This is a genomic window from Mycetohabitans rhizoxinica HKI 454 (genome assembly GCF_000198775.1).
In the GTDB taxonomy this organism is placed as follows: Bacteria; Pseudomonadota; Gammaproteobacteria; order Burkholderiales; family Burkholderiaceae; genus Mycetohabitans; species Mycetohabitans rhizoxinica.
Genome location: NC_014722.1, coordinates 2,428,182 through 2,448,514 on the forward strand (window position 1 = coordinate 2,428,182; position 20,333 = coordinate 2,448,514).

Sequence of the window (20,333 nt, forward strand, 5' to 3'; positions counted from 1 at the left end):
GCCGATGACGGCAGTGGCGCTCATTGAACTTTCATGGCGCTCGGGGCTTGCCGCCGGTTAACGCTAAAATACGACTCTTTCCAACGTCTTTCGGATCGCGCCGCGCCCGGCCGGGTGGCGGCGCGTCGCCCTTTCCGATGCCTGTAATCGGCAAACATGTACTGCGCAACAATCTGTTCGTCGCCCCGATGGCCGGCGTGACGGACCGTCCATTTCGCCAGTTGTGCAAGCGAATGGGGGCCTCTTACGCGGTGTCGGAGATGGTCGCATCCAACGCGCAGCTGTGGAAAAGCGAAAAGACGATGCGCCGTGCCAATCACGACGGCGAGGTCGAGCCGATCGCCGTGCAGATTGCCGGCGCCGACCCGGCGATGCTAGCGCAGGCCGCGCAATACAACGTCGCGCATGGCGCACAGATCATCGACATCAACATGGGCTGCCCGGCCAAGAAGGTCTGCAACGTCGCGGCAGGCTCCGCGCTACTGCAGAACGAGGCACTGGTGGCACGCATTCTCGAGGCAGTCGTGCGTGCGGTCAGCACCGGGCCGGATGCCGTTCCCGTCACACTGAAGATCCGCACCGGCTGGGATCGTGAACACCGCAATGCGCTAACAATCGCGCGGCTCGCCGAGCAGGCCGGCATCTCGATGCTCACCGTGCACGGGCGCACACGCGCGGACTTGTATCATGGTCAGGCCGAGTACGACACGATCGCCGCGGTCAAGGCATCGGTGCACATTCCGGTAGTCGCCAACGGCGATATCACGACGCCGCACAAGGCGCGAGAAGTGCTGTCGATCACCGGCGCGGACGCGATCATGATCGGCCGCGCGGCGCAAGGCCGGCCCTGGCTGTTTCGCGAAATTGGGCACTTCCTGGCCACTGGTGAGGTACTGCCACCGCCACGGATCGACGAAATCCAACAGTGGATGAACGAGCACCTGCAAGATCATTACGCATTTTATGGCGAATTTACTGGTGTGCGCACCGCACGCAAGCACATCGGCTGGTACACTCGCGGCCTTTCCGGCGCCAACGCATTCCGGCATCGAATGAACACGCTGGATTCCACCCGGGAACAACTGGCGGCGGTCAACGCGTTCTTCGACGCCCAAAAGGCGCGATCGGAGCGCCTCGTCTACGTCGACGATGAATCCGGCAAGCACGACACGCCCCCCGACACCGACCGATTAGCAGCATGAGCAAGCACAACATCGAACAATGCGTCCGCGACAGTCTCGGCATGTATTTCCGCGATCTGGACGGATCCCGCCCACACGACGTCTATGAAATGGTGATGTCCTGCGTCGAGAAACCGATGCTGGAAATCGTCCTTGAGCAGGCGCGGGGCAACCAGTCTCTGGCAGCCGAATATCTCGGCATCAACCGCAACACGCTGCGCAAGAAACTGCAGGAGCATGGCCTACTGTAGCGCAGCGCCCGTGCCTGGCGCACATTTGTCATTCGCGCGCAAGCGCAGCTTCGGGTTCTTTTTTTCATCATGATCAAGCAAGCGCTCATTTCCGTTTCCGACAAGGCAGGCATTGTCGATTTCGCCAAAAGCCTGCATGAACTCGGCGTCACCCTGCTGTCCACGGGCGGCACGGCCAAGCTGCTCGCCGACGCGGGCCTGCCGGTCACCGAGGTGGCCGACTACACCGGCTTTGCGGAAATGCTCGACGGCCGCGTAAAGACGCTGCACCCGAAGGTCCATGGCGGCATTCTCGCGCGGCGCGACGTGCCCGCACACATGGCTGCACTCGAGCAGCATGGGATCCCGACGATCGACATGCTCATCGTCAATCTGTATCCGTTTGCGCAAACCGTCGCGAAGGAGAAATGCCCGCTCGACGAGGCCATTGAGAACATTGACATCGGCGGCCCAACGATGTTGCGCTCGGCGGCGAAGAACCACCGCGACGTGACGGTGGTCGTCGATCCGGCCGACTATGCGGCGGTGCTCGACGAAATGCGCGCGAACGGCAACACGGTCAGTCACGCAACCAACTTCCGGCTCGCGACCAAGGTGTTCGCGCACACCGCGCAATACGACGGCGCGATTACGAACTATCTGACCAGCCTCGGCGAGGACTTGCAGCACGCGACACGCAGCGCGTACCCGGCCACGCTGAATCTGGCCTTCACTAAGGTGCAGGACCTGCGCTACGGTGAGAACCCGCACCAGAGCGCAGCGTTCTATCGCGACCTGCAATCTGCCGAAGGCTCGCTGGCCAACTACCGCCAACTGCAGGGCAAGGCGCTGTCGTACAACAACATCGCCGATGCTGACGCGGCATGGGAATGCGTGAAGACATTCGACGCGCCGGCATGCGTGATTATCAAGCATGCGAACCCGTGCGGTGTGGCCGTGGCGGCGACGCCGGCCGACGCGTACGCCAAGGCGTTGCAGACCGATCCGACGTCCGCATTCGGGGGCATCATCGCGTTCAATCGCGAAGTCGACGAAGCGGCTGCGCAAGCGGTCGCCAAGCAGTTCGTCGAAGTGCTACTCGCGCCGTCGTTGACCGACGCGGCGCGACAGGTCTTCGCCGCGAAGCAGAATGTGCGCGTGCTACAGGTGCCGCTGGGCAACGCAGCTAACACGTACGATCTAAAGCGCGTCGGCGGCGGCTTGCTGGTGCAGTCACCGGATACGAAGAACGTGCAGCCGCACGAGTTGCGCGTGGTCACGAAACGGCATCCGACGCCTAAGGAAATGGACGACCTGTTGTTCGCCTGGCGCGTCGCCAAATTCGTCAAGTCCAATGCGATCGTGTTTTGCGCGAACGGCATGACGCTAGGTGTCGGCGCGGGGCAGATGAGCCGCGTCGATTCGGCTCGCATCGCCGGCATCAAGGCGCAAAACGCGAAGCTGTCGTTGACCGGCTCGGCGGTCGCCTCTGACGCGTTCTTCCCGTTCCGCGACGGACTCGACGTGGTCGTCGCGGCCGGTGCGACCTGCGTGATCCAACCCGGCGGCTCGATGCGCGACGACGAGGTGATCGCAGCCGCCGACGAGCACAATGTCGCGATGATCGTCACCGGCACGCGGCATTTCCGTCACTGACGCCGTGAGCGCTTCCATTTCGCCGCCGGTGCGGCCGATCGTCTCGACGCGGACGGTGCAGTGCACGGCCGCGTCGGGACGCCGGTCGGCTATAGTGGCACGATGAGAATACTTGGCATCGACCCGGGCTTGCGTGTCACCGGCTTTGGCGTCATCGACAAGCACGGACACGCGCTCACCTACGTGGCCAGCGGCGTGATCCGTACCGCGAACGCCGATCTGCCGAGCCGCCTGGGCACGATCTTCGACGGCGTGGCGACGCTGATCCGCGAGCATAGTCCGGATCAGGCCGCGATCGAGAAAGTATTCGTCAACGTCAATCCGCAATCGACGCTGCTGCTGGGGCAGGCGCGTGGCGCGGCGATTTGCGCCCTCGTATCGGGCCGCGTATCAGTGGCCGAATACACCGCGCTGCAACTCAAGCAAGCGGTGGTCGGCTACGGGCGCGCGACCAAGGACCAGATGCAGCAGATGGTGGTCCGACTGCTGAACTTGAGCGGCTTGCCCGGCACCGACGCCGCCGACGCGCTCGGCATGGCGATCTGCCACGCGAACAGCGGCACGGCGATCAACACGCTCGGCACGCTCGCGCCGGCATTGGCAAAGAAAGGCTATCGCGTGCGACGTGGCCGGCTGATCGGCTGACCCGGCATAGTATCCACGTCGCGATACGCTACACTCGCGCATCCACCCTACATTGATTCGCCATGATCGGTCGCATTGCGGGCACCCTGCTCGAGAAAAACCCGCCACATCTGCTGGTCGACTGCAACGGCGTCGGCTACGAGGTCGACGTGCCGATGAGCACGTTCTACAACCTTCCAGGCACTGGCGACAAAATCACGTTGCTGACTCAACTGATCGTGCGCGAGGACGCGCACCTGCTATATGGTTTTCTCACGCAGCAGGAGCGGCAAACGTTTCGCGAACTGCTGAAGATCAGCGGCATCGGCGCACGTATGGCGCTCGCGGTGCTCTCCGGGATGAGCGTGAGCGACCTTGCGCAGACAGTGACGCAGCAGGATACCGCCCGCCTGACGCGAGTGCCGGGCATCGGCAAGAAAACCGCCGAGCGACTGTTGCTCGAGTTGAAAGGCAAACTGGGCGCCGACATCGGCGCGGCCGCCTCGGCCGCGTCATCGTCCGACCATGCGCCGGACATCCTGCACGCCCTGCTCTCGCTTGGCTATTCCGAGAAGGAAGCGCTTGCCGCGATTAAAAACGTGCCGGCCGGCACCGGTGTGTCGGACGGCATCAAGCTCGCTTTGAAGGCATTGTCGAAGGCATAAGCTTCATGCGACGCAGCACGGCGTGGCAACTGGCATGTCGGCGGCATCGCGGTACAATCAGCAAATGATCGAAACGGACAAACTTGGCTCGGAGCGCGTCATTGCAGCGACCCCCGCCTCGCCCAACGAGGAGGTGTTCGAGCGGGCGCTACGCCCGCGGCTGCTGGACGAATATGTCGGGCAGGAAAAGGTTCGCGGGCAGCTCGAAATCTTTATTGAAGCGGCAAAGCGCCGCTCGGAAGCGCTCGACCACGTGCTACTGTTTGGCCCCCCGGGGCTGGGCAAGACCACGCTCGCGCACATCGTCGCGCGGGAAATGGGCGTCAACCTGCGCCAGACGTCCGGGCCGGTGCTCGAACGGGCCGGCGACCTGGCTGCACTGCTGACCAATCTCGAAGCGAACGACGTGCTGTTCATCGACGAGATCCACCGGTTGTCGCCAGTCGTCGAGGAAATCCTATATCCGGCGCTCGAAGACTACCAGATCGACATCATGATCGGCGAGGGACCGGCCGCGCGCAGCGTCAAGCTGGATCTGCACCCGTTCACGCTGGTGGGGGCCACGACCCGCGCCGGCATGCTGACCAACCCGTTACGGGACCGCTTTGGCATCGTCGCCCGGCTCGAATTCTATACCGCGGGCGAATTGGCGCGGATCGTCGAGCGTTCGGCCCACCTGCTTGGCGCGCAAATCGAATCCGAAGGCGCGCTGGAGATCGCGCGGCGTTCGCGCGGCACGCCACGGATCGCGAACCGGCTGCTGCGTCGCGTGCGAGACTATGCCGAGGTCAAGTCCGACGGCCGCATCACGGCGACGACGGCCGATGCGGCGCTGGCGATGCTTGATGTTGACCCGGTCGGCTTCGATTTGATGGATCGCAAGCTGCTAGAGGCGATCCTGCACAAGTTCGATGGTGGCCCGGTGGGCCTGGATAACCTGGCCGCCGCGATCGGCGAGGAGCGCGACACAATCGAGGACGTCATCGAGCCTTATCTGATCCAGCAGGGCTATCTACAACGCACGCCGCGCGGACGCGTCGCGACGCTGCTCGCCTATCGCCACTTCGGCCTTGCGGCGCCGGATGCGGGACCGATTCGCGACCTGTGGAACACCAGCGGCGAATAGCCGATCTGCCGGTGCGCCTCTGCGGGCTGGCCGACGACGTACTGAACCGACTGCGCCGGCGCGTGGCGGCCGGCGTCACTTAGCTCACGAGCGACAAAGACCCCGCGCTCGACTATTCGTGGCCGCCGGGCAATCCGGGGCTGTTCGGCATTCGGGCTGTTCGGCCCGCATGCAGTGTGCTGGGCAGTCAGTGCATGCCGACACTTCGCGTCGCTGATGATCGGCAGCATTAGCGCATTGTTGCTACAGCCATGGCATCCGCTGGCGCTCGCCGGCGTGTTCAATTACGCCAGTCATACGGCCGGCACACGCAGCCAGAAAGTCACCGGACCATCGTTGATCAGCGATACCTGCATCGCGGCGCCGAATTCACCGGTCTGGACGATGGGATGCTGCTGCCGCGCACGGGCGACGAAATAGTCGTACAACCGCCTGCCTTCGTCCGGTGGTGCAGCGGGGGTGAAGCTGGGGCGCAAACCGCTATGCGTATCAGCTGCCAGCGTAAACTGCGACACGATCAACAGACCGCCCGCGCCGCCGGCCCCGTCGATGTTGCGCACGGACAGGTTCATCCGGCCCTGTGTATCGCTGAATACGCGATAACCAAGCAGCTTGTTGAGCAGTTTGTCCGCCGTGGCCTCGCAGTCGCCGCGTTCCGCGCAGACCAGCGCGAGCAGCCCGGGGCCGATCGCGCCAATCACCTGCGCATCGACTTGCACGCTGGCGCGCGCGACTCGCTGGATCAATGCGATCAATGCAAGTCCTCGCTATGGTTTGGCTGTCGTCGGGTGGCCCGCTGCACTAAGCGCGCAGTGTCACGCGCGCAAAGCGCCGCTTGCCGACCTGCACGACATACACGCCTGCGTCGAGCTTCAACCCCTTGTCGGTGATCGTCGTGCCGTCGATCTTCACGCCGGACTGTTCGATGTTGCGCCATGCCTCGCTGGTGGACGGCACCAGGCCAGCTTGCTTGAGCAATTGCCCGATCGGCAGCGGCGCGCCACTCAACGCAATCTCCGGAATATCGTCAGGCACCCCACCCCTCGCACGATGATTGAAATCCTCCAGCGCGCGCTGTGCATCGGCCTGCGAATGGAAACGAGCAACGATTTCCTGCGCGAGCAGCACCTTCAACTCGCGCGGGTTGCGGCCAGCCTGCACCTGCCGCTTGAAGTCTGCAATCTCCTCGAGGCTGCGAAACGAGAGCAACTCAAAGTAACGCCACATCAGCGTGTCCGAGATGCTCATCAGCTTGCCGAACATGTCGGACGGCTTCTCGCTGATGCCGACATAGTTGTTCTTGGACTTGGACATCTTATCGACGCCATCCAGCCCTTCGAGCAGCGGCATTGTCAGAATGCACTGCGGCTCCTGGCCATACTGCTTCTGCAACTCACGGCCCACCAACAGATTGAACTTCTGATCGGTGCCACCCAACTCGAGATCCGATTGCAGCGCCACCGAGTCATACCCCTGCATCAGAGGATACAGGAACTCATGGATCGATATTGGCACGCCGCCCTGGAACCGTTTGGTGAAGTCGTCGCGCTCGAGCATCCGCGCCACGGTGTAGCGCGACGCAAGCTTGATCATGCCGTCAGCGCCCAGCGGCATTGACCATTCGCTGTTGTAGCGGATCTCGGTCTTTTCACGATCGAGCACCAGTGCGGCCTGCTCGAAATAAGTCTTTGCATTGGCCTCGATTTGCTCGCGGGTGAGTGGCGGGCGTGTCTGGTTGCGTCCGGACGGATCGCCGATCAACGACGTAAAGTCGCCGATCAGGAAAATAACGGTATGGCCCAGGTCCTGCAACTGGCGCATCTTGTTGAGCACCACGGTGTGTCCAATGTGGATGTCCGGCGCGGTCGGGTCGAGCCCGAGCTTGATGCGCAATGGCTTGCCGGTTTGCGCGCTCCTTGCCAATTTCTGCGCAAACTCGTCCTCGATCAGCAACTCGTCGCAGCCACGACGTGCTATCGCCAGTGCGGCACGGACTTCATCGGTAATGGGCAGGGACGGCACGGCAACACTGGACTCGGTACTCATCAGGCGGGAACTTTTCACGAAACTGTCATCGAATCACGAGCGGCCCGGCAGTGCTCGTCACGCGCCGCACCTCGCAACCCTACCTCGAATAACCCTCAAGGCCGTCGCTTTTCTCGTGCAAGAACTGGATTTTACGTGATGTGGTACTGCTTCCGGCAGGTTTTTGCACTCGCGCGCAGCAGCACCGTATCGCTGCGTCACTTTATCGTGCGGCGCCATCAAGCGATCATTCACCCGATCGCCGCCGCGTCCGTGAACCTGAGCGTGATGATCGCACGCACGATCCCGTACGCTCCCGCCGTGGTATCCGCGCTCGCGATACCGGCACATTCGGCATACACGTCGGCGCGCTCAGCGGCCACGCAAGCCCAGGTCAACAGCAGCATGCTGCGCGCCATCAGTTGGCGCAGCACGGCGCTGGGCCCGTATGGCGATTACGTGGCCGCCGCGCTGACCGCTTCTGCGCCCTCAGCCAGCACCGGTACCGAAACATCCGCCGCGGGACATCCGTTCCAAGCGGCCGGCGCGCTATCAGGTGCCAGCCCACTCCGGCTGGATGAGCCAAACCGTGCTGCCGCCCCATCCGAGCGCGTGTTCTCGGGCGCGCTCGACAGCCGGTTCGCCAGCGCAATGCGGCAGGCAGGCGTATTGGGCAGTTCGATCGACGCAGCGCTCGATGCGCTGCCGGCCATGCGCGCGTTGGTCAGCCCGTTGCGCGGACAGCGCTACCGCGTGCTGCTAGGCGCAGCGCAGGGCGAGTCATCCCGCACTCGACGCATCCTCGTCCTCGAGGTCCATGCCGTCGGCACCGCGCCCGTTCGCGCCATCTGGTACCGTGCGCCGGGCAAGCACGGCGGTGGCTTCTATGCCACCAACGGGCACTCGCTGCAGCGCGGGCTCGATCCGCGTCCCGTTGCCAGCGCCCGACTGTCGTCGCGCTTCGGCGAGCGCGTGCATCCGATTTCCGGACGCCGTGCGTTCCACAACGGCGTGGATTGGGCCGCGCCGCGCGGCACGCCGGTGCGGGCAAGCGGGGCCGGAACTGTCACATTTTCGGGGTGGCGGCACGGGTATGGTAAGACGATCGTAGTGCGCCATGCTCAGCACTATGAGACCGTGTATGCCCACCTGTCGCGAACCGCGCCGAAACTAAGAACCGGTGCGAAAATCGCGCGCGGCGACGTGATCGGCTACGTCGGCAGCACCGGCTGGGCGACCGGCCCGCACCTGCACTACGAGGTGCGGCACCAGGGCCGCCATGTGAATCCGCTTGCGGCATCGGTCAGTCAGCCCGCGCCATTGCGTGGCGCCACGCTACACGCGTTTGAGCAATACTCGGCGAATCTATCGATCGACGGCGACGTCCTGCCGCCGCGCGTCGCATCACAATGACGGCAATGCGGCCACGGCATGCCGCGTCGATCATGCTTCCGCGCGCGCGACGTGGCGGCAGGCGGCCATGGCGCCCCGCTCGCGCCGGCGTTTCATGCGGCGATGTTCGCGCACGAGCACGAGACCCGCGTAGTGTGCAATCTCGGTGGCATCAGCAACATGACGATTCTGGATCCGCACGGACCGGTCCGCGGCTTCGACTGCGGCCCGGCGAACGCGTTGCTTGATTACTGGGCACAACGCCATTTAGGCACACCGTTCGACGAGAATGGCCGATTCGCCGCCCGCGGACAGGTCAACGATGGGCTGTTGCGCGCGTTACTCGACAAGCCATTTTTCAGCGCGCCGCCCCCGAAAAGCACCGGTCGGGACTTGTTCAACGCGTCATGGCTGCAACGCCGGCTCTCGCCGTTTGCCGACGTGACGCCGCACGACGTGCAAGCGACGCTGGTCGCATTGACGGCTCAGAGCGTCGCGCATGACATCGAGCATTATGCAGGCGGCTGCCAGGCCGTCTACGTATGCGGTGGTGGCGCACGCAATGCCGTCCTGCTAGCGGGGCGTTGCAAACCGCGCTGCAGCGCGCTGGCGCGGCGCACGCTCGCGTCGAAACCACGGATGCCCTCGGCATTGCCCCACATCAAGTCGAGGCGCTGGCATTCGCGTGGCTAGCGATGCGCCATGTCGCACGCCTGCCTGGCAACCTGCCCACCGTCACCGGCGCCGCTGGCGGCCGCGTGCTCGGCGCGTTGTATCCGCGCTAAGCCGTGCCGTTCGCGCTCGGCCCGAGGCGGCATGCGTCAGCAGCCATGGTATGCAAACGACAACGGGGGCTGATCCGCCCCCGTAGTGAGCCGACTCGTGATGGGCCGGCCGACTGATTCCGGTAAGGATGCGCTTACCTTTCGGTAAGCGTACGCTTACACTGAAAACGACGAGCCGCAGCCGCAGGTGGTGGTCGCATTCGGGTTCTTGATCACGAATTGCGCGCCGTTCAAATCGTCCTTGTAGTCGATTTCCGCGCCCAGCAGGTACTGATAACTCATCGAGTCGATCAACAGCCGGACGCCGTTCTTGTCCATCACGGTGTCGTCCTCGTTGACTTCTTCGTCGAACGTAAAGCCGTATTGAAATCCCGAACAGCCGCCGCCTTGCACGAACACGCGCAGCTTCAGTTCCGGGTTGCCTTCTTCATCGATCAGCTGTTTGACCTTGTCGGCGGCTGCGTCCGTGAAGACGAGCGGGGCCGGCATCTCGGTCACAGCGGTGTCGGTCAAAGCGTTCATCGAGTTCTCCAAAAATGCCTTCAACGCTATTCTAGGACTGTTCTGAACATCGTGCCGAAGGCCCTGAAACCAGCAGGGACTTGCCCCTGCAAAAGTGCGCCCATGCTGGGCGCACCAAGAAAAAACCGCGGATCAGCCGATCCGCGGTTTTTTGCACGATGCCAGCGCCTGCAGGTGAACCTGCCTGCCGCTCCATCGCGGCGCGCTTAACGCTTGGAGAACTGCTTGCGACGGCGTGCCTTGTGCAAACCTACCTTCTTACGCTCGACTTCACGCGCATCGCGCGTCACAAAGCCAGCGCTCGACAGCGTCGGCTTCAACGTCGCATCGTAGTCGATCAACGCACGGGTGATACCGTGACGCACGGCGCCAGCCTGGCCGGTTTCGCCGCCACCGACCACGTTGACCTTGATGTCAAACGTGTTCGCATGGTTCACCAGATCCAGCGGCTGACGCACGATCATCAGCGATGTCTCGCGCGAAAAGTAGTCGGCGATGGGCTTGCCATTGACGACGATGTCGCCCTTGCCAGCCTTGATAAACACGCGAGCCACTGCACTCTTGCGGCGGCCGGTACCGTAGTTCCAATTTCCGATCATCTGACTGGCTCCTTAGATCTCGAGCGCCTTCGGTTGTTGCGCGGTGTGCGGGTGCGTCGCGTCCGCGTAGACCTTCAGCTTCTTGATCATCGCGTAGCCGAGCGGGCCCTTCGGCAGCATGCCCTTGACGGCCTTCTCAAGTGCACGGCCCGGGAAACGCTCCTGCATCTTGCCAAAAGTCGTTTCATAGATGCCGCCCGGATAGCCCGAGTGACGGTAGTACTTCTTATCGGTCGTCTTGTTGCCGGTGACCTTCAACTTGCCAGCATTGACGACGATGATGAAATCGCCGGTATCGACGTGCGGCGTGAACTCCGGCTTGTGCTTGCCGCGAAGGCGGCGTGCCACTTCGCTGGCGACACGGCCGAGGACCTTGTCCGTCGCGTCAATCACGTACCATTCGCGCTTCACCTCGTGGGCTTTGGCGGAAAACGTCTTCATGATCGATCCAAATGAGATGCTCTGCCCTTCTGTGGTCCTGCTTGTGGATGCGCGTCATGGCGCGGCGCAGGCTCTCCCTGATTCTTCTTCCGCGGGCATTTTCGGAAAAGCTCTGAATTATAAAGGGTTTTCAGACCGGGCGCTACTGCGGCGCTACCCGGGCCCTAACCTAGCCCTAACCTAGCCCTAGTACAGCCCACATCATGGCGAAAAAAACCCGAACCAATGTTCGGGCCCAATCCACCAAAGGAGGAGGGTGGAGGAGACAAGCGGGGGTCGAGCAAGTGTGCGTCGACCAATAGAGAACATTATAAGGATTACGCTGATAAGCCGCAATAAAAACTACATGACGAAACGCACTACCATCATACGAAATGACGCAATAACACCACAAAGAGCCATATCTTCCTTTTCTATCAACCAGTTAATAACCTCTCGCTCACACTGTGCTCGCCCACACTGCGGCCCAACCAGTGAGCGCTTCACCTCACGACGCCGAATAACCATGACGATTTCGCCGCCGTGCGCAGCCGGCCCGATCCGCTACGGCGAGATCCCGTTGTTTTGTGTCGGCCGCTGCGACGCTCATGCGCATTCGTTACAATGTACGCAAACTCAGCTCTAAAAACGCGCAATGGAATGCAAGGTCAGCTGGTTAGGCAAAGACGGAATGGCTTTCATGGCCGAGACAGGCAGTGGCCACATGGTAGCGATGGATGGCGCACCGGAAGGCGGTGGCCGCAACCTAGCCCCGCGACCGATGGAAATGGTGCTGCTGGGCACCGGGGGCTGCACAGCGTACGACGTCGTGATGATTTTGAAGAAAAGTCGCCAGGACATTGTCGACTGCAATGTCACGCTGAAGGCCGAGCGGGCAAGCCAGGACCCGAAGGTATTCACGAAAATCCACTTCCATTTTACGGTAAGCGGCCGGAACTTGAACCCGGCGACCGTGGAGCGCGCGATCAACCTGTCACACGACAAGTATTGCTCCGCCTCGATCATGTTGGCCAAGAGCGCCGAACTTACGCATTCGTTCGAGATCGTTGACGCGTAGCGCGCCTCGCAAAGGGAGACAAAGCAGGCCGGTAAGCCGGATTCTGTGCGTGCGCCAGTTGCCCGGCGCGCGTGACAGCCATTCCTCTAGGCGCGCCATTGCTGACGCGCTCAAGCTTCCTACCCGCAGGTCAGGACGGGGCCCGTCCTTGCGCCTTGCTGCCGACGCGCGCCTGCCTATTTGGAATTGCTCCGGGTGGAGGTTACCGTGCCGGACTGCGTCGCCGCAGCCGCGGTGCGCTCTTACCGCACCGTTTCACCCTTACCTGATCCCGGCTTGCGCCGGGCCATCGGCGGTTTGCTTTCTGTTGCCCTGTTCCGCGTGTCGCCACGGATGGCCGTTAGCCATCACCCTGCCCTATGGAGTCCGGACTTTCCTCGCCCCCCGCGCGATGCGCGGCAGCCGCGGCTGTCTGGCCTACTTTGTGTAGCGCCCATTTTAGCATGGGTGGCGCGGCCCGCGCCGACCTACGCGGAACACCGACGTATCCGCGTAGAACCGCGGATCGGCGTTGGCCGCCCACCAGCCCGGCACGCCAAGCACAGGCAACGGCGAAAACCGCGCGATCGTCAGCGTCTCGCCCTTTTGGGCTCGCTCGCACGGCGCCTGCCGCAGCAGGCCATCGCTGACGTGGCCATCGCCGAGTGCCGTGGCAACACGGGCATCCACGTCGGCCTGGCGCTGCGCCGCGGGCGCATCGAACCAGTCCGGCTCGACTTGGCAGACCCATGCGTGCGCGGTGCATGCGCGATACGGCGTGAGCAGCTTCTCTAGCAGCGCATGGCCGTACACGTACACGGCACAACATGCAGGCCACGCGTGGCGATGGTCGATAAACAGACGGCGCCAGTCAAAAGCGCGCAGCGCTTCGGCTAGCGAACCATCGGAAGTCACAAAGATCGCGCCGTTTTCGTCAAAGTGGGCCAGTGCATCGCGTACCGGCCCCCTGCCGTTGCCCGCCACAGGCGCCCCTGCCTGCCGCCGCGCCTCGGCCATGCCGCAGGCGATCGTGGCAAGCTTGGTCCGCGGGAAGGCAAACCAACTCGCCGCGTTAAAGAAATCGTGCAGATTGTCGCGCGTGGGCACGCAACCTGTCGCGCCAATGTGCGCTTCGTAACGCGTGCCGGGTGGCAACACATGTTGCGCCACGAAGGTCAGCGGTAGGTCAGCGCCGATACACAGCGACGCCGCTTGGGCATCCTGCGTCATCGTGCTGAGCCACGCGCCGACCCCATGAGTCTCGAGCACCCGTTGCCAGCGCATCCCATGGGCCCGGAACGGCTCGAACCACGGTCGCGACCAGTCGATTCGCGCCACGGCCTCGCGCAGCGGTGTCATGGCCGCCATGCGCGTGTCAGCGCAGCTTCCAGCCGAGCGCTTCGCCGGCCTTGAGCGGCACCACGCTGATGCCGCCTGCGTCGATGGCCTCGGGCAACGTCCAACTCGCGCGCTCGAGCGTCACCGTGTCGGTGGCGCGCGGCAATCCATAGAAGTCGGCACCATGAAAGCTCGCAAAGCCTTCTAGTCGGTCCAGGGCACCGGCCTCGTCAAAGGCCTGCGCGTACAGCTCCAGCGCATGCAGCGCCGTGTAGCAACCGGCGCAGCCACACGCGTGCTCCTTTAGGCCCTTCGGGTGCGGCGCACTGTCGGTGCCGAGGAAAAAGCGCGGATGACCCGAGGTAGCCGCCTCAACGAGTGCTACGCGGTGCGCCTCCCGCTTGAGCACCGGCAAGCAGTAATAATGCGGACGGATGCCGCCGACCAGCATCGCGTTGCGGTTCAGCAGCAAGTGGTGAGCGGTGATCGTGGCACCCAGCGTGCCCGGCGCCGCATCCGCGTCGCGCACATACTGCGCCGCGTCGCGCGTCGTGATGTGCTCGAATACCACCTTGAGCGCAGGGAAATCGCGCCGCAACGGCTCGAGCACCCGGTCGATGAACACCTTTTCGCGATCGAACACGTCAATTGACGGATCCGTCACCTCGCCGTGGACCAGCAGCGGCAGACCGGTCTGCTGCAACACCTCCAGCGTAGCCGTGCAGTGGCGCAGATCCGTGACACCGGCGTCCGAATGGGTCGTTGCGCCGGCCGGATACAGCTTCACGCCGTGCACAAAGCCACTTTCGCGGGCCCGCCGGACTTCATCCGGCGGCGTATTGTCGGTCAGGTACAGCGTCATCAGCGGCTCGAACGCGGCACCCGGGCCCTGCACGGGACGTGCGGCAAGAATACGCTGCCGATAAGCGCCGGCCTGAGCGGTCGTGGTGACTGGCGGCTTCAGATTCGGCATGATGATCGCGCGGCCGAACTGCCGGGCGGTGTGCGGCAGCACCGCTTCGAGCATCGCGCCGTCACGCACGTGCAAGTGCCAATCATCGGGGCGGGCGAGCGTCAGCGTGGCGTTGCCTGACGCGCCGGCGCCAACGCCGGCTACGGTGGAATGGGACTGGGACAGGTTCATGTCGATCGGCAGTTGAGCATGCGCGTCGCGCATGCGAAGGCTCGCCTGGGGTCACGCGTGGATGCGAAGCGACGACTCACACGTCGCTGCTTCGGCTTGGGTGACCCCGGACTCGGTGATATTCTTCAAAAACATCATTGTAGCGGGCGCTAAGCACGCTCGCGCAGCATCACGTTTTCGTATCATGTGCCAACTGCTTGGAATGAATTGCGCGGCGCCCACGGACGTGACCTTTTCGTTCACGGGCTTTGCGGCGCGTGGCGGCGTCACCGACCATCATGCCGATGGCTTCGGCATCGCGTTCTTCGAAGACAAGGCCTGCCGGTTGGCACGACGGACAGCGAACTCGCGTTTTACGCGATTATGCAGCGTCAACGTGCCGGTGCCTGCCGACGTGGCGGCCAAGGCGCGAGCGCCACTGTGCAGGGCCACCGTGGCGTCCGTGTTGAACACCGCAGAGGACGGCGAGTTCACCATCGAGTCCGCGGAAGACGTCGCAGCAGTGCAAGCGTAACGTTGCCCGTTCCGCGCCCGCTGCCGGTAGCCCCCTTTGAACCGAATTGACTGATTCGGTATGGCATTACCCGTTTCGCGCTTAGCGATGCCGCGCACCACCTGCAAGATACCCTTCATCGGATAGCAACGGCGCCGGTACTATCGCGCGGACCGAGCCGGCTTTGCGTCTATGCTTTCCATGTCCGCCACGACCAACTGAAGACGCCACGCCCAAGCGGACCCCATACGTGGCGAAACGGTAGCGTGCAACCCGCCGGCGACAGCGGGCCGCTTCCCGGACGAGCGATACCACCGGGGACGCTACGGTCAATGCAGGATCTTAGCCAGGAAATCCTTCGCACGATCCGATTTCGGATTCGCGAAGAAGTCTTCCTTGTGATCATCCTCAACAATCGCTCCCCGGTCCATGAAGATGACCCGATGCGCGACCTTCTTTGCAAAGCCCATTTCGTGCGTCACGCACATCATCGTCATGCCTTCCTGCGCTAGCTCGACCATCACGTCCAGCACTTCATTGATCATCTCCGGATCGAGCGCTGAGGTCGGCTCGTCGAACAACATCGCGATCGGGTCCATTGACAAAGCGCGCGCAATCGCCACGCGCTGCTGCTGACCACCGGACAACTGCCCAGGATACTTATCGGCGTGCGCCTTCAGGCCGACACGATCGAGCAACTTCAGTCCCTTGGCATTCGCCTCGTCCTTTGTGCGCCCGAGCACCTTGATTTGTGCAAGCGTCAGATTCTCGGTGATCGACAGATGCGGGAACAGCTCAAAATGCTGGAACACCATCCCGACTTTCGCACGCAGCTTCGACAAGTTTGTCTTAGGATCACCGACCGATTGCCCATTGATTGTGATCTCGCCTTTCTGAAAAGGCTCCAGCCCGTTGACCGTTTTGATCAGCGTCGACTTACCCGAGCCCGACGGGCCGCACACGACCACCACCTCGCCTTTCTTGACTTCGGTCGAGCAATCCGTCAACACCTGGAAGGACCCGTACCACTTCGAAACATTTTTGATCGAAATCATCTTGCGACCTTTTTCTGAAGACCCTTGACGAGGCTTGACGCCACCACGCAAACCACGAAATATACGGCGCCCGCGAACAGCACCATCTCGACGATCGTACCGTCCCGGTCACCGACGTTCGCCGCAGTCTGGAAGAAATCCGCGACGCTGATCACATAGACCAGCGACGTGTCCTGAAACAGCACGATGGCCTGCGTCAGCAACAGTGGCACCATCGCGCGCAGCGCCTGCGGTAGCACAATCAGCCGCATGCCCTGGCCGTAGGTCATGCCAAGCGCGGAGGCAGCGCTGAGCTGTCCGCGCGGCACGGCCTGGATGCCGGCTCGGATAATCTCCGAGTAATACGCGGCCTCGAACAACGAGAACGCGACCATCGCCGACACGAGCCGGATATCAACATCGGGCGACACGTCCAGCAACCGCTGCAGCAGTTGGGGCACCAACAAGAAGAACCATAACAGCACCATCACCAGCGGAATCGAGCGGAACAGGGTCACATAGCCGCGCGCGAACCATTCGAGTGGCTTGAACCCCGACAGCCGCATGAGCGCGAGCAGCGTGCCCCACACGATGCCCACGACGATCGCCAGCACGGTGATCTGCAAAGTGATCACCGCGCCGGTCCACAGCGTCGGCAACGCATCCGGAATGCCGGACCAGTTGAACTGATGCATCATTTGCCTCCGATGTAGCCCGGCAGCCGGGTCTTTTTCTCGACCCAGCGCATGAAGCCCATCACGACCAGGTTGATCAACACGTACGCGATCGTCACCGCAATAAACGACTCATAGGCCTGCGCAGTGTAGTCGACCAATTGCCGTGCTTGCGCCGACAGATCCAGCAGGCCAATGGTCGATGCCACGGCAGAGTTCTTGAAAATATTGAGAAACTCGGAGGTCAACGGCGGCACGATGATCCGGAACGCAACCGGCAGCATCACATGGCGATAGGTCTGCGGCAACGTGAAGCCCAGCGCCAAGCCCGCGGCACGCTGCCCGCGCGGCAACGCATGGATGCCCGAGCGCACCTGCTCGCAAACGCGGGCCGCCGTGAACAGCCCCAGACACAGGATCGATGCCGAGAAGAATTGCGCATTTGGCGGCAGCTGCTTGAACCACGTGCCGATCGATGGCGGCAAAATCTCCGGCAGCACGAAGTACCAGATAAAGAACTGTACGATCAGCGGGATGTTGCGGAACACCGCGACGTAGACCGTGCCAATGCCGGACAGCCATTTGTTCGGCATAGTGCGCAGCACGCCCATCAGCGCGCCGACGAACAGCGCGATCACCCATGCGCATAACGACACCGCAACCGTATTCCACAGCCCCGAGATCAACCAGCCTAGATAGGTCGTCGGCTCGCCGGTCGAAACCGGGGTCATGAAAATGCCCCAATTCCAGTGATAACCCATGACTCAACTCCAAAAAGAAACGGAAGGCGCGCCTGGAGGCAGCATCCCTTCCGTTTCAGTCACGCTTGTCAGTGAACAATGCGATCGAGCAGATCAGTCCATCGCCTTGTCGTTCGGGTTCTTGAACAGCGTCTTCATGTCGTCGGACAGCGGGAAGTTCAAGTTCAACCCCTTCGGCGGGATCGGGGACTCAAACCACTTCTTGTAGATCTGCGCCGCCTCACCCGATGTCTCAACCTTCGCGATCGCCGCATCGACGACCTTCTTGAACGCCGGATCACCCTTGCGCATCATGCAGCCGTACGCTTCGTGCGATTGCGGGGTGCCGACGATCACGAAGTCGCCCGGATGGCTCGACTTCGCGCGTTCGCCGGCGAGCAGCGCATCATCCATCATGAACGCGGCGGCACGGCCGGTCGACAGCGTCAAGAATGACTCGCCATGGTCCTTCGCGCTAATGATGTTCATGCCCATGTTATGGTCCTGGTTCAGCTTGCGCAGCAACCGTTCGGACGTCGTACCGGCCGTGGTCACGACCGTCTTGCCCTTCAGATCGGCGAAGTCCTTGATGCCCGAATCCTTCTTGGTCATCAGCCGCGTGCCCACCACGAAAATCGTGTTCGAGAACGCTGCCTGCTTCTGCCGGTCCAGGTTGTTGGTGGTCGAGCCGCACTCGATGTCGATCGTACCGTTCTGTACGAGCGGGATGCGGTTTTGCGACGTGATCGGAATCAGCTTGACCTTCAGATCGGGCGTCTTCAATTCATGCTTGACCGCCTCGACGATCTTCAGCGCAAGCTCCTGCGAATAACCCACGACGTTCTGCTTCTCGTCATAGTACGAGAACGGAATCGAAGACTCGCGGTGCCCCAGCGCAATGACGCCCGAATCCTTGATTTTCTTCAGCGTCTCCATCTCCTGCGCCTGCACGGCCCCGGTCAGGGCGGCCAGGGCAGCCAATGTGAATGCGGCTTTTTTGATGTTCATCCACGATCTCCTTCGCGAAAAGTCGTGTCAGTTTAGCAAAGTCATCGTTATGAAAGTAATGAGTTGAAGTACTAATCTACGAGCTTTTGCGTTCGTTGTTCCGCGCATCGCTTCGCGTCGGCTCGCGTATAGGTCGCCACTGCGTCGCCGATGATCGCGCCGCGTCCAGCCCATGCGAAGACAGACCGCGGGCTCGCGCCACGCGGTCTGTCTGGATTGCAGCAACAGGACTCAGAGACTCAGCAATGGATCACGGATACAGGCCGCGCATCTCGCGCGCCATCAGAATGCGCTTGCACGCGATGATATAGGCTGCGGTGCGCACGGACACGTCATTTTCCTGCGCGACCTGCCAAACGCTGGCAAACGCTTCGCGCATCACGCGCTCCAGCCGGTGGTTGATCTCGTCCTCGGTCCAGAAGAAGCTGGAGAAGTCCTGCACCCATTCGAAGTAGGACACCGTGACGCCGCCGGCATTGGCAACCACATCGGGGATCACCAGCACGTTGTTTTCGCGCAGGATATCGTCGGCGAGCGGCGTGGTTGGACCATTCGCTCCCTCGACCACGATCTTCGTGCGGATCCGCGATGCGTTCTTCTCGTTGATCTGGCCTTCGAGCGCAGCAGGGATCAGGATGTCGCTCTCGATACCCCAGAAATCATCGTCGCCGAGCGGCTCTGCGCCGGCGAAGCCGGCTACGCCGCCTTGCGCCGCAACATGCTCGAGCAATGCATGCGCGTCGATGCCGGACGGCTTGTAGATCGTGCCGGTGTGGTCCTGGACCGCAACCACTTTCGCGCCCGCCTCGACGAACAGCTTCGCGGCGATCCCCCCGACGTTGCCGAATCCCTGCACCGCGACGCGCGCCGCTTCGATATCCAATCCGATGCGCCGTGCCGCCTCGCAACCGACGGTAAACACTCCGCGCCCGGTCGCTTCACGCCGGCCCAGCGATCCCCCCAGCGAGATCGGCTTGCCCGTCACCACGCCCGTCGCAGTTTGGCCGACGTTCATCGAGTATGTGTCCATCATCCACGCCATCACCTGCTCATTGGTGTTGACGTCGGGCGCCGGAATGTCGGTGTTCGGCCCGATGATAATGCCGATTTCGCTCGTATACCGGCGCGTGACCCGCTCCAGTTCGCCGCGCGAGAGCTTGCGCGGGTCGACACGGATGCCGCCCTTCGCGCCGCCATACGGCACGTTGACCGCCGCATTCTTGATCGACATCCACGCGGACAGCGCCATCACCTCGGACAGCGTCACGTCCTGGTGATACCGCACGCCGCCCTTGCCGGGCCCGCGCGACGTGTTGTGCTGAACCCGGTAGCCTTCAAAATGCGCGATCGTGCCATCGTCCATCTCGATTGGCACATCGACGACCAAGATGCGCTTGGGGCGCTTGAGCGTCTCAATCCAGCGTGAAAGCGAGCCCAGGTGCGGCGCAACACGATCGATTTGCTGCAAGTAGGAGCCCCACGGACCCAGCGAATCGGCATGTAAATAAGAAGGCAAAGCGTGCTTGGCAGGCGTCGGTGAATCGTTCGAAACAGTTTGCTGCGCGGACATGAATAGGTCCTCTTCGGTCAAGATGGGCGCCATTGTGAGAAAGCGGCAAG

Annotated in this window: 21 protein-coding genes, 1 other RNA gene and 2 pseudogenes; 11 read left to right on the forward strand and 13 right to left on the reverse strand. The window is 62.5% G+C overall.

Annotated features, from left to right (window positions below; all coding sequences use genetic code 11):
- Positions 1-137 precede the first annotated feature (137 nt).
- The 7 genes and pseudogenes from dusB to RBRH_RS20345 all read left to right on the forward strand — a co-directional run.
- Positions 138-1,202 carry a tRNA dihydrouridine synthase DusB gene (gene dusB, locus RBRH_RS10645; RefSeq protein WP_041753844.1) on the forward strand — a complete coding sequence of 355 codons (1,065 nt, stop codon included), beginning with the start codon at positions 138-140 and terminating at the stop codon, positions 1,200-1,202.
- A complete protein-coding gene (locus RBRH_RS10650; RefSeq protein WP_013436270.1) occupies positions 1,199-1,432 on the forward strand; it encodes a Fis family transcriptional regulator in 234 nt (77 codons plus the stop codon). Before dusB ends, RBRH_RS10650 begins: the two co-directional genes overlap by 4 nt.
- 69 nt (positions 1,433-1,501) lie before the next feature.
- Positions 1,502-3,067 (forward strand): bifunctional phosphoribosylaminoimidazolecarboxamide formyltransferase/IMP cyclohydrolase, encoded by a 1,566-nt coding sequence (gene purH / locus RBRH_RS10655; RefSeq protein WP_013436271.1) that lies wholly within the window; start codon positions 1,502-1,504, stop codon positions 3,065-3,067.
- Positions 3,068-3,169: 102 nt separating this feature from the next.
- A complete protein-coding gene (ruvC, locus tag RBRH_RS10660) occupies positions 3,170-3,712 on the forward strand; it encodes a crossover junction endodeoxyribonuclease RuvC (protein ID WP_041754489.1) in 543 nt (180 codons plus the stop codon).
- 62 nt (positions 3,713-3,774) lie between these two features.
- Positions 3,775-4,356, forward strand: coding sequence for a Holliday junction branch migration protein RuvA (ruvA, locus tag RBRH_RS10665; protein ID WP_013436273.1), 582 nt, complete (start codon positions 3,775-3,777; stop codon positions 4,354-4,356).
- Between the two features lie 64 nt (positions 4,357-4,420).
- Entirely contained in the window at positions 4,421-5,482 is a 1,062-nt protein-coding gene (gene ruvB / locus RBRH_RS10670) for a Holliday junction branch migration DNA helicase RuvB (protein ID WP_041754490.1), read from the forward strand.
- Positions 5,479-5,776, forward strand: a pseudogene (locus RBRH_RS20345) (hypothetical protein); the annotation flags it as partial. The gene ruvB and the pseudogene RBRH_RS20345, both read left to right, overlap by 4 nt.
- Here RBRH_RS20345 and dtd read toward each other — a convergent pair.
- Both dtd and tyrS read right to left on the reverse strand, forming a co-directional pair.
- A complete protein-coding gene (dtd, locus tag RBRH_RS10675; RefSeq protein ID WP_013436276.1) occupies positions 5,776-6,237 on the reverse strand; it encodes a D-aminoacyl-tRNA deacylase in 462 nt (153 codons plus the stop codon). The pseudogene RBRH_RS20345 and the gene dtd sit on opposite strands and share 1 nt — an antisense overlap.
- A 46-nt stretch (positions 6,238-6,283) precedes the next feature.
- Positions 6,284-7,528 carry a tyrosine--tRNA ligase gene (gene tyrS, locus RBRH_RS10680; protein ID WP_041753845.1) on the reverse strand — a complete coding sequence of 415 codons (1,245 nt, stop codon included), beginning with the start codon at positions 7,526-7,528 and terminating at the stop codon, positions 6,284-6,286.
- A 138-nt stretch (positions 7,529-7,666) separates the two neighbouring features.
- On the opposite strand from tyrS, the gene RBRH_RS16335 reads away from it, so the two are divergent.
- Positions 7,667-8,920, forward strand: a complete 1,254-nt coding sequence (locus tag RBRH_RS16335; RefSeq protein WP_049786418.1) for a M23 family metallopeptidase — start codon at positions 7,667-7,669, stop codon at positions 8,918-8,920.
- A 36-nt stretch (positions 8,921-8,956) separates the two neighbouring features.
- A pseudogene (locus RBRH_RS10690) lies at positions 8,957-9,684 on the forward strand (anhydro-N-acetylmuramic acid kinase); the annotation flags it as partial.
- Between the two features lie 156 nt (positions 9,685-9,840).
- Here the strand turns inward: RBRH_RS10690 and erpA are convergent.
- The 3 genes from erpA to rplM all read right to left on the reverse strand — a co-directional run bounded on the left by erpA (position 9,841) and on the right by rplM (position 11,246).
- On the reverse strand, positions 9,841-10,206 hold the full coding sequence (erpA, locus tag RBRH_RS10695; RefSeq protein ID WP_041753846.1) for an iron-sulfur cluster insertion protein ErpA: 366 nt from the start codon (positions 10,204-10,206) through the stop codon (positions 9,841-9,843).
- Positions 10,207-10,412: 206 nt separating this feature from the next.
- Positions 10,413-10,805, reverse strand: a complete 393-nt coding sequence (rpsI, locus tag RBRH_RS10700) for a 30S ribosomal protein S9 (protein ID WP_013436282.1) — start codon at positions 10,803-10,805, stop codon at positions 10,413-10,415.
- Between the two features lie 12 nt (positions 10,806-10,817).
- The gene (rplM, locus tag RBRH_RS10705) at positions 10,818-11,246 is read right to left on the reverse strand and encodes a 50S ribosomal protein L13 (protein ID WP_013436283.1); all 429 of its coding nucleotides are present in this window, start codon (positions 11,244-11,246) and stop codon (positions 10,818-10,820) included.
- A 634-nt stretch (positions 11,247-11,880) separates the two neighbouring features.
- On the opposite strand from rplM, the gene RBRH_RS10710 reads away from it, so the two are divergent.
- Positions 11,881-12,303, forward strand: coding sequence for an OsmC family protein (locus RBRH_RS10710; RefSeq protein WP_013436284.1), 423 nt, complete (start codon positions 11,881-11,883; stop codon positions 12,301-12,303).
- A gap of 16 nt (positions 12,304-12,319) precedes the next feature.
- Here the strand turns inward: RBRH_RS10710 and rnpB are convergent.
- The 3 genes from rnpB to pyrC form a co-directional block, all read right to left on the reverse strand.
- Positions 12,320-12,727, reverse strand: an RNA gene (gene rnpB / locus RBRH_RS16350) — RNase P RNA component class A.
- A 14-nt stretch (positions 12,728-12,741) separates the two neighbouring features.
- Positions 12,742-13,650 (reverse strand): DUF3025 domain-containing protein, encoded by a 909-nt coding sequence (locus tag RBRH_RS10715; protein WP_013436285.1) that lies wholly within the window; start codon positions 13,648-13,650, stop codon positions 12,742-12,744.
- Between the two features lie 7 nt (positions 13,651-13,657).
- A complete protein-coding gene (gene pyrC / locus RBRH_RS10720; RefSeq protein WP_049786484.1) occupies positions 13,658-14,764 on the reverse strand; it encodes a dihydroorotase in 1,107 nt (368 codons plus the stop codon).
- A 184-nt stretch (positions 14,765-14,948) separates the two neighbouring features.
- Between pyrC and RBRH_RS20955 the strand changes: the two genes are divergently transcribed.
- Positions 14,949-15,278 (forward strand): class II glutamine amidotransferase, encoded by a 330-nt coding sequence (locus tag RBRH_RS20955; protein WP_255743501.1) that lies wholly within the window; start codon positions 14,949-14,951, stop codon positions 15,276-15,278.
- A 308-nt stretch (positions 15,279-15,586) separates the two neighbouring features.
- Here RBRH_RS20955 and RBRH_RS10730 read toward each other — a convergent pair whose 3' ends face one another.
- From RBRH_RS10730 to RBRH_RS10750, 5 genes are all read right to left on the reverse strand, one after another.
- On the reverse strand, positions 15,587-16,312 hold the full coding sequence (locus tag RBRH_RS10730) for an amino acid ABC transporter ATP-binding protein (RefSeq protein WP_041753848.1): 726 nt from the start codon (positions 16,310-16,312) through the stop codon (positions 15,587-15,589).
- Positions 16,309-16,986, reverse strand: coding sequence for a glutamate/aspartate ABC transporter permease GltK (gene gltK, locus RBRH_RS10735; RefSeq protein WP_041754494.1), 678 nt, complete (start codon positions 16,984-16,986; stop codon positions 16,309-16,311). Before gltK ends, RBRH_RS10730 begins: the two co-directional genes overlap by 4 nt.
- A complete protein-coding gene (locus RBRH_RS10740) occupies positions 16,986-17,726 on the reverse strand; it encodes an amino acid ABC transporter permease (protein ID WP_013436290.1) in 741 nt (246 codons plus the stop codon). Before RBRH_RS10740 ends, gltK begins: the two co-directional genes overlap by 1 nt.
- Before the next feature lie 93 nt (positions 17,727-17,819).
- Positions 17,820-18,713 carry a glutamate/aspartate ABC transporter substrate-binding protein gene (locus RBRH_RS10745; RefSeq protein WP_013436291.1) on the reverse strand — a complete coding sequence of 298 codons (894 nt, stop codon included), beginning with the start codon at positions 18,711-18,713 and terminating at the stop codon, positions 17,820-17,822.
- A 250-nt stretch (positions 18,714-18,963) separates the two neighbouring features.
- Positions 18,964-20,283, reverse strand: a complete 1,320-nt coding sequence (locus RBRH_RS10750) for a Glu/Leu/Phe/Val family dehydrogenase (RefSeq protein WP_049786485.1) — start codon at positions 20,281-20,283, stop codon at positions 18,964-18,966.
- Positions 20,284-20,333 lie beyond the last annotated feature (50 nt).

What these genes read in the sequence shown, in the direction of transcription:
- dusB (WP_041753844.1), top strand. Translation starts at nt 138, where the DNA reads ATGCCTGTAATCGGCAAACATGTACTGCGCAACAATCTGTTCGTCGCC.
- RBRH_RS10650 (WP_013436270.1), top strand. Translation starts at nt 1,199, where the DNA reads ATGAGCAAGCACAACATCGAACAATGCGTCCGCGACAGTCTCGGCATG.
- purH (WP_013436271.1), top strand. Translation starts at nt 1,502, where the DNA reads ATGATCAAGCAAGCGCTCATTTCCGTTTCCGACAAGGCAGGCATTGTC.
- ruvC (WP_041754489.1), top strand. Translation starts at nt 3,170, where the DNA reads ATGAGAATACTTGGCATCGACCCGGGCTTGCGTGTCACCGGCTTTGGC.
- ruvA (WP_013436273.1), top strand. Translation starts at nt 3,775, where the DNA reads ATGATCGGTCGCATTGCGGGCACCCTGCTCGAGAAAAACCCGCCACAT.
- ruvB (WP_041754490.1), top strand. Translation starts at nt 4,421, where the DNA reads ATGATCGAAACGGACAAACTTGGCTCGGAGCGCGTCATTGCAGCGACC.
- tyrS (WP_041753845.1), bottom strand. Translation starts at nt 7,528, where the DNA reads ATGAGTACCGAGTCCAGTGTTGCCGTGCCGTCCCTGCCCATTACCGAT.
- RBRH_RS16335 (WP_049786418.1), top strand. Translation starts at nt 7,667, where the DNA reads ATGTGGTACTGCTTCCGGCAGGTTTTTGCACTCGCGCGCAGCAGCACC.
- erpA (WP_041753846.1), bottom strand. Translation starts at nt 10,206, where the DNA reads ATGAACGCTTTGACCGACACCGCTGTGACCGAGATGCCGGCCCCGCTC.
- rpsI (WP_013436282.1), bottom strand. Translation starts at nt 10,805, where the DNA reads ATGATCGGAAATTGGAACTACGGTACCGGCCGCCGCAAGAGTGCAGTG.
- rplM (WP_013436283.1), bottom strand. Translation starts at nt 11,246, where the DNA reads ATGAAGACGTTTTCCGCCAAAGCCCACGAGGTGAAGCGCGAATGGTAC.
- RBRH_RS10710 (WP_013436284.1), top strand. Translation starts at nt 11,881, where the DNA reads ATGGAATGCAAGGTCAGCTGGTTAGGCAAAGACGGAATGGCTTTCATG.
- RBRH_RS10715 (WP_013436285.1), bottom strand. Translation starts at nt 13,650, where the DNA reads ATGGCGGCCATGACACCGCTGCGCGAGGCCGTGGCGCGAATCGACTGG.
- pyrC (WP_049786484.1), bottom strand. Translation starts at nt 14,764, where the DNA reads ATGAACCTGTCCCAGTCCCATTCCACCGTAGCCGGCGTTGGCGCCGGC.
- RBRH_RS20955 (WP_255743501.1), top strand. Translation starts at nt 14,949, where the DNA reads ATGTGCCAACTGCTTGGAATGAATTGCGCGGCGCCCACGGACGTGACC.
- RBRH_RS10730 (WP_041753848.1), bottom strand. Translation starts at nt 16,312, where the DNA reads ATGATTTCGATCAAAAATGTTTCGAAGTGGTACGGGTCCTTCCAGGTG.
- gltK (WP_041754494.1), bottom strand. Translation starts at nt 16,986, where the DNA reads ATGCATCAGTTCAACTGGTCCGGCATTCCGGATGCGTTGCCGACGCTG.
- RBRH_RS10740 (WP_013436290.1), bottom strand. Translation starts at nt 17,726, where the DNA reads ATGGGTTATCACTGGAATTGGGGCATTTTCATGACCCCGGTTTCGACC.
- RBRH_RS10745 (WP_013436291.1), bottom strand. Translation starts at nt 18,713, where the DNA reads ATGAACATCAAAAAAGCCGCATTCACATTGGCTGCCCTGGCCGCCCTG.
- RBRH_RS10750 (WP_049786485.1), bottom strand. Translation starts at nt 20,283, where the DNA reads ATGTCCGCGCAGCAAACTGTTTCGAACGATTCACCGACGCCTGCCAAG.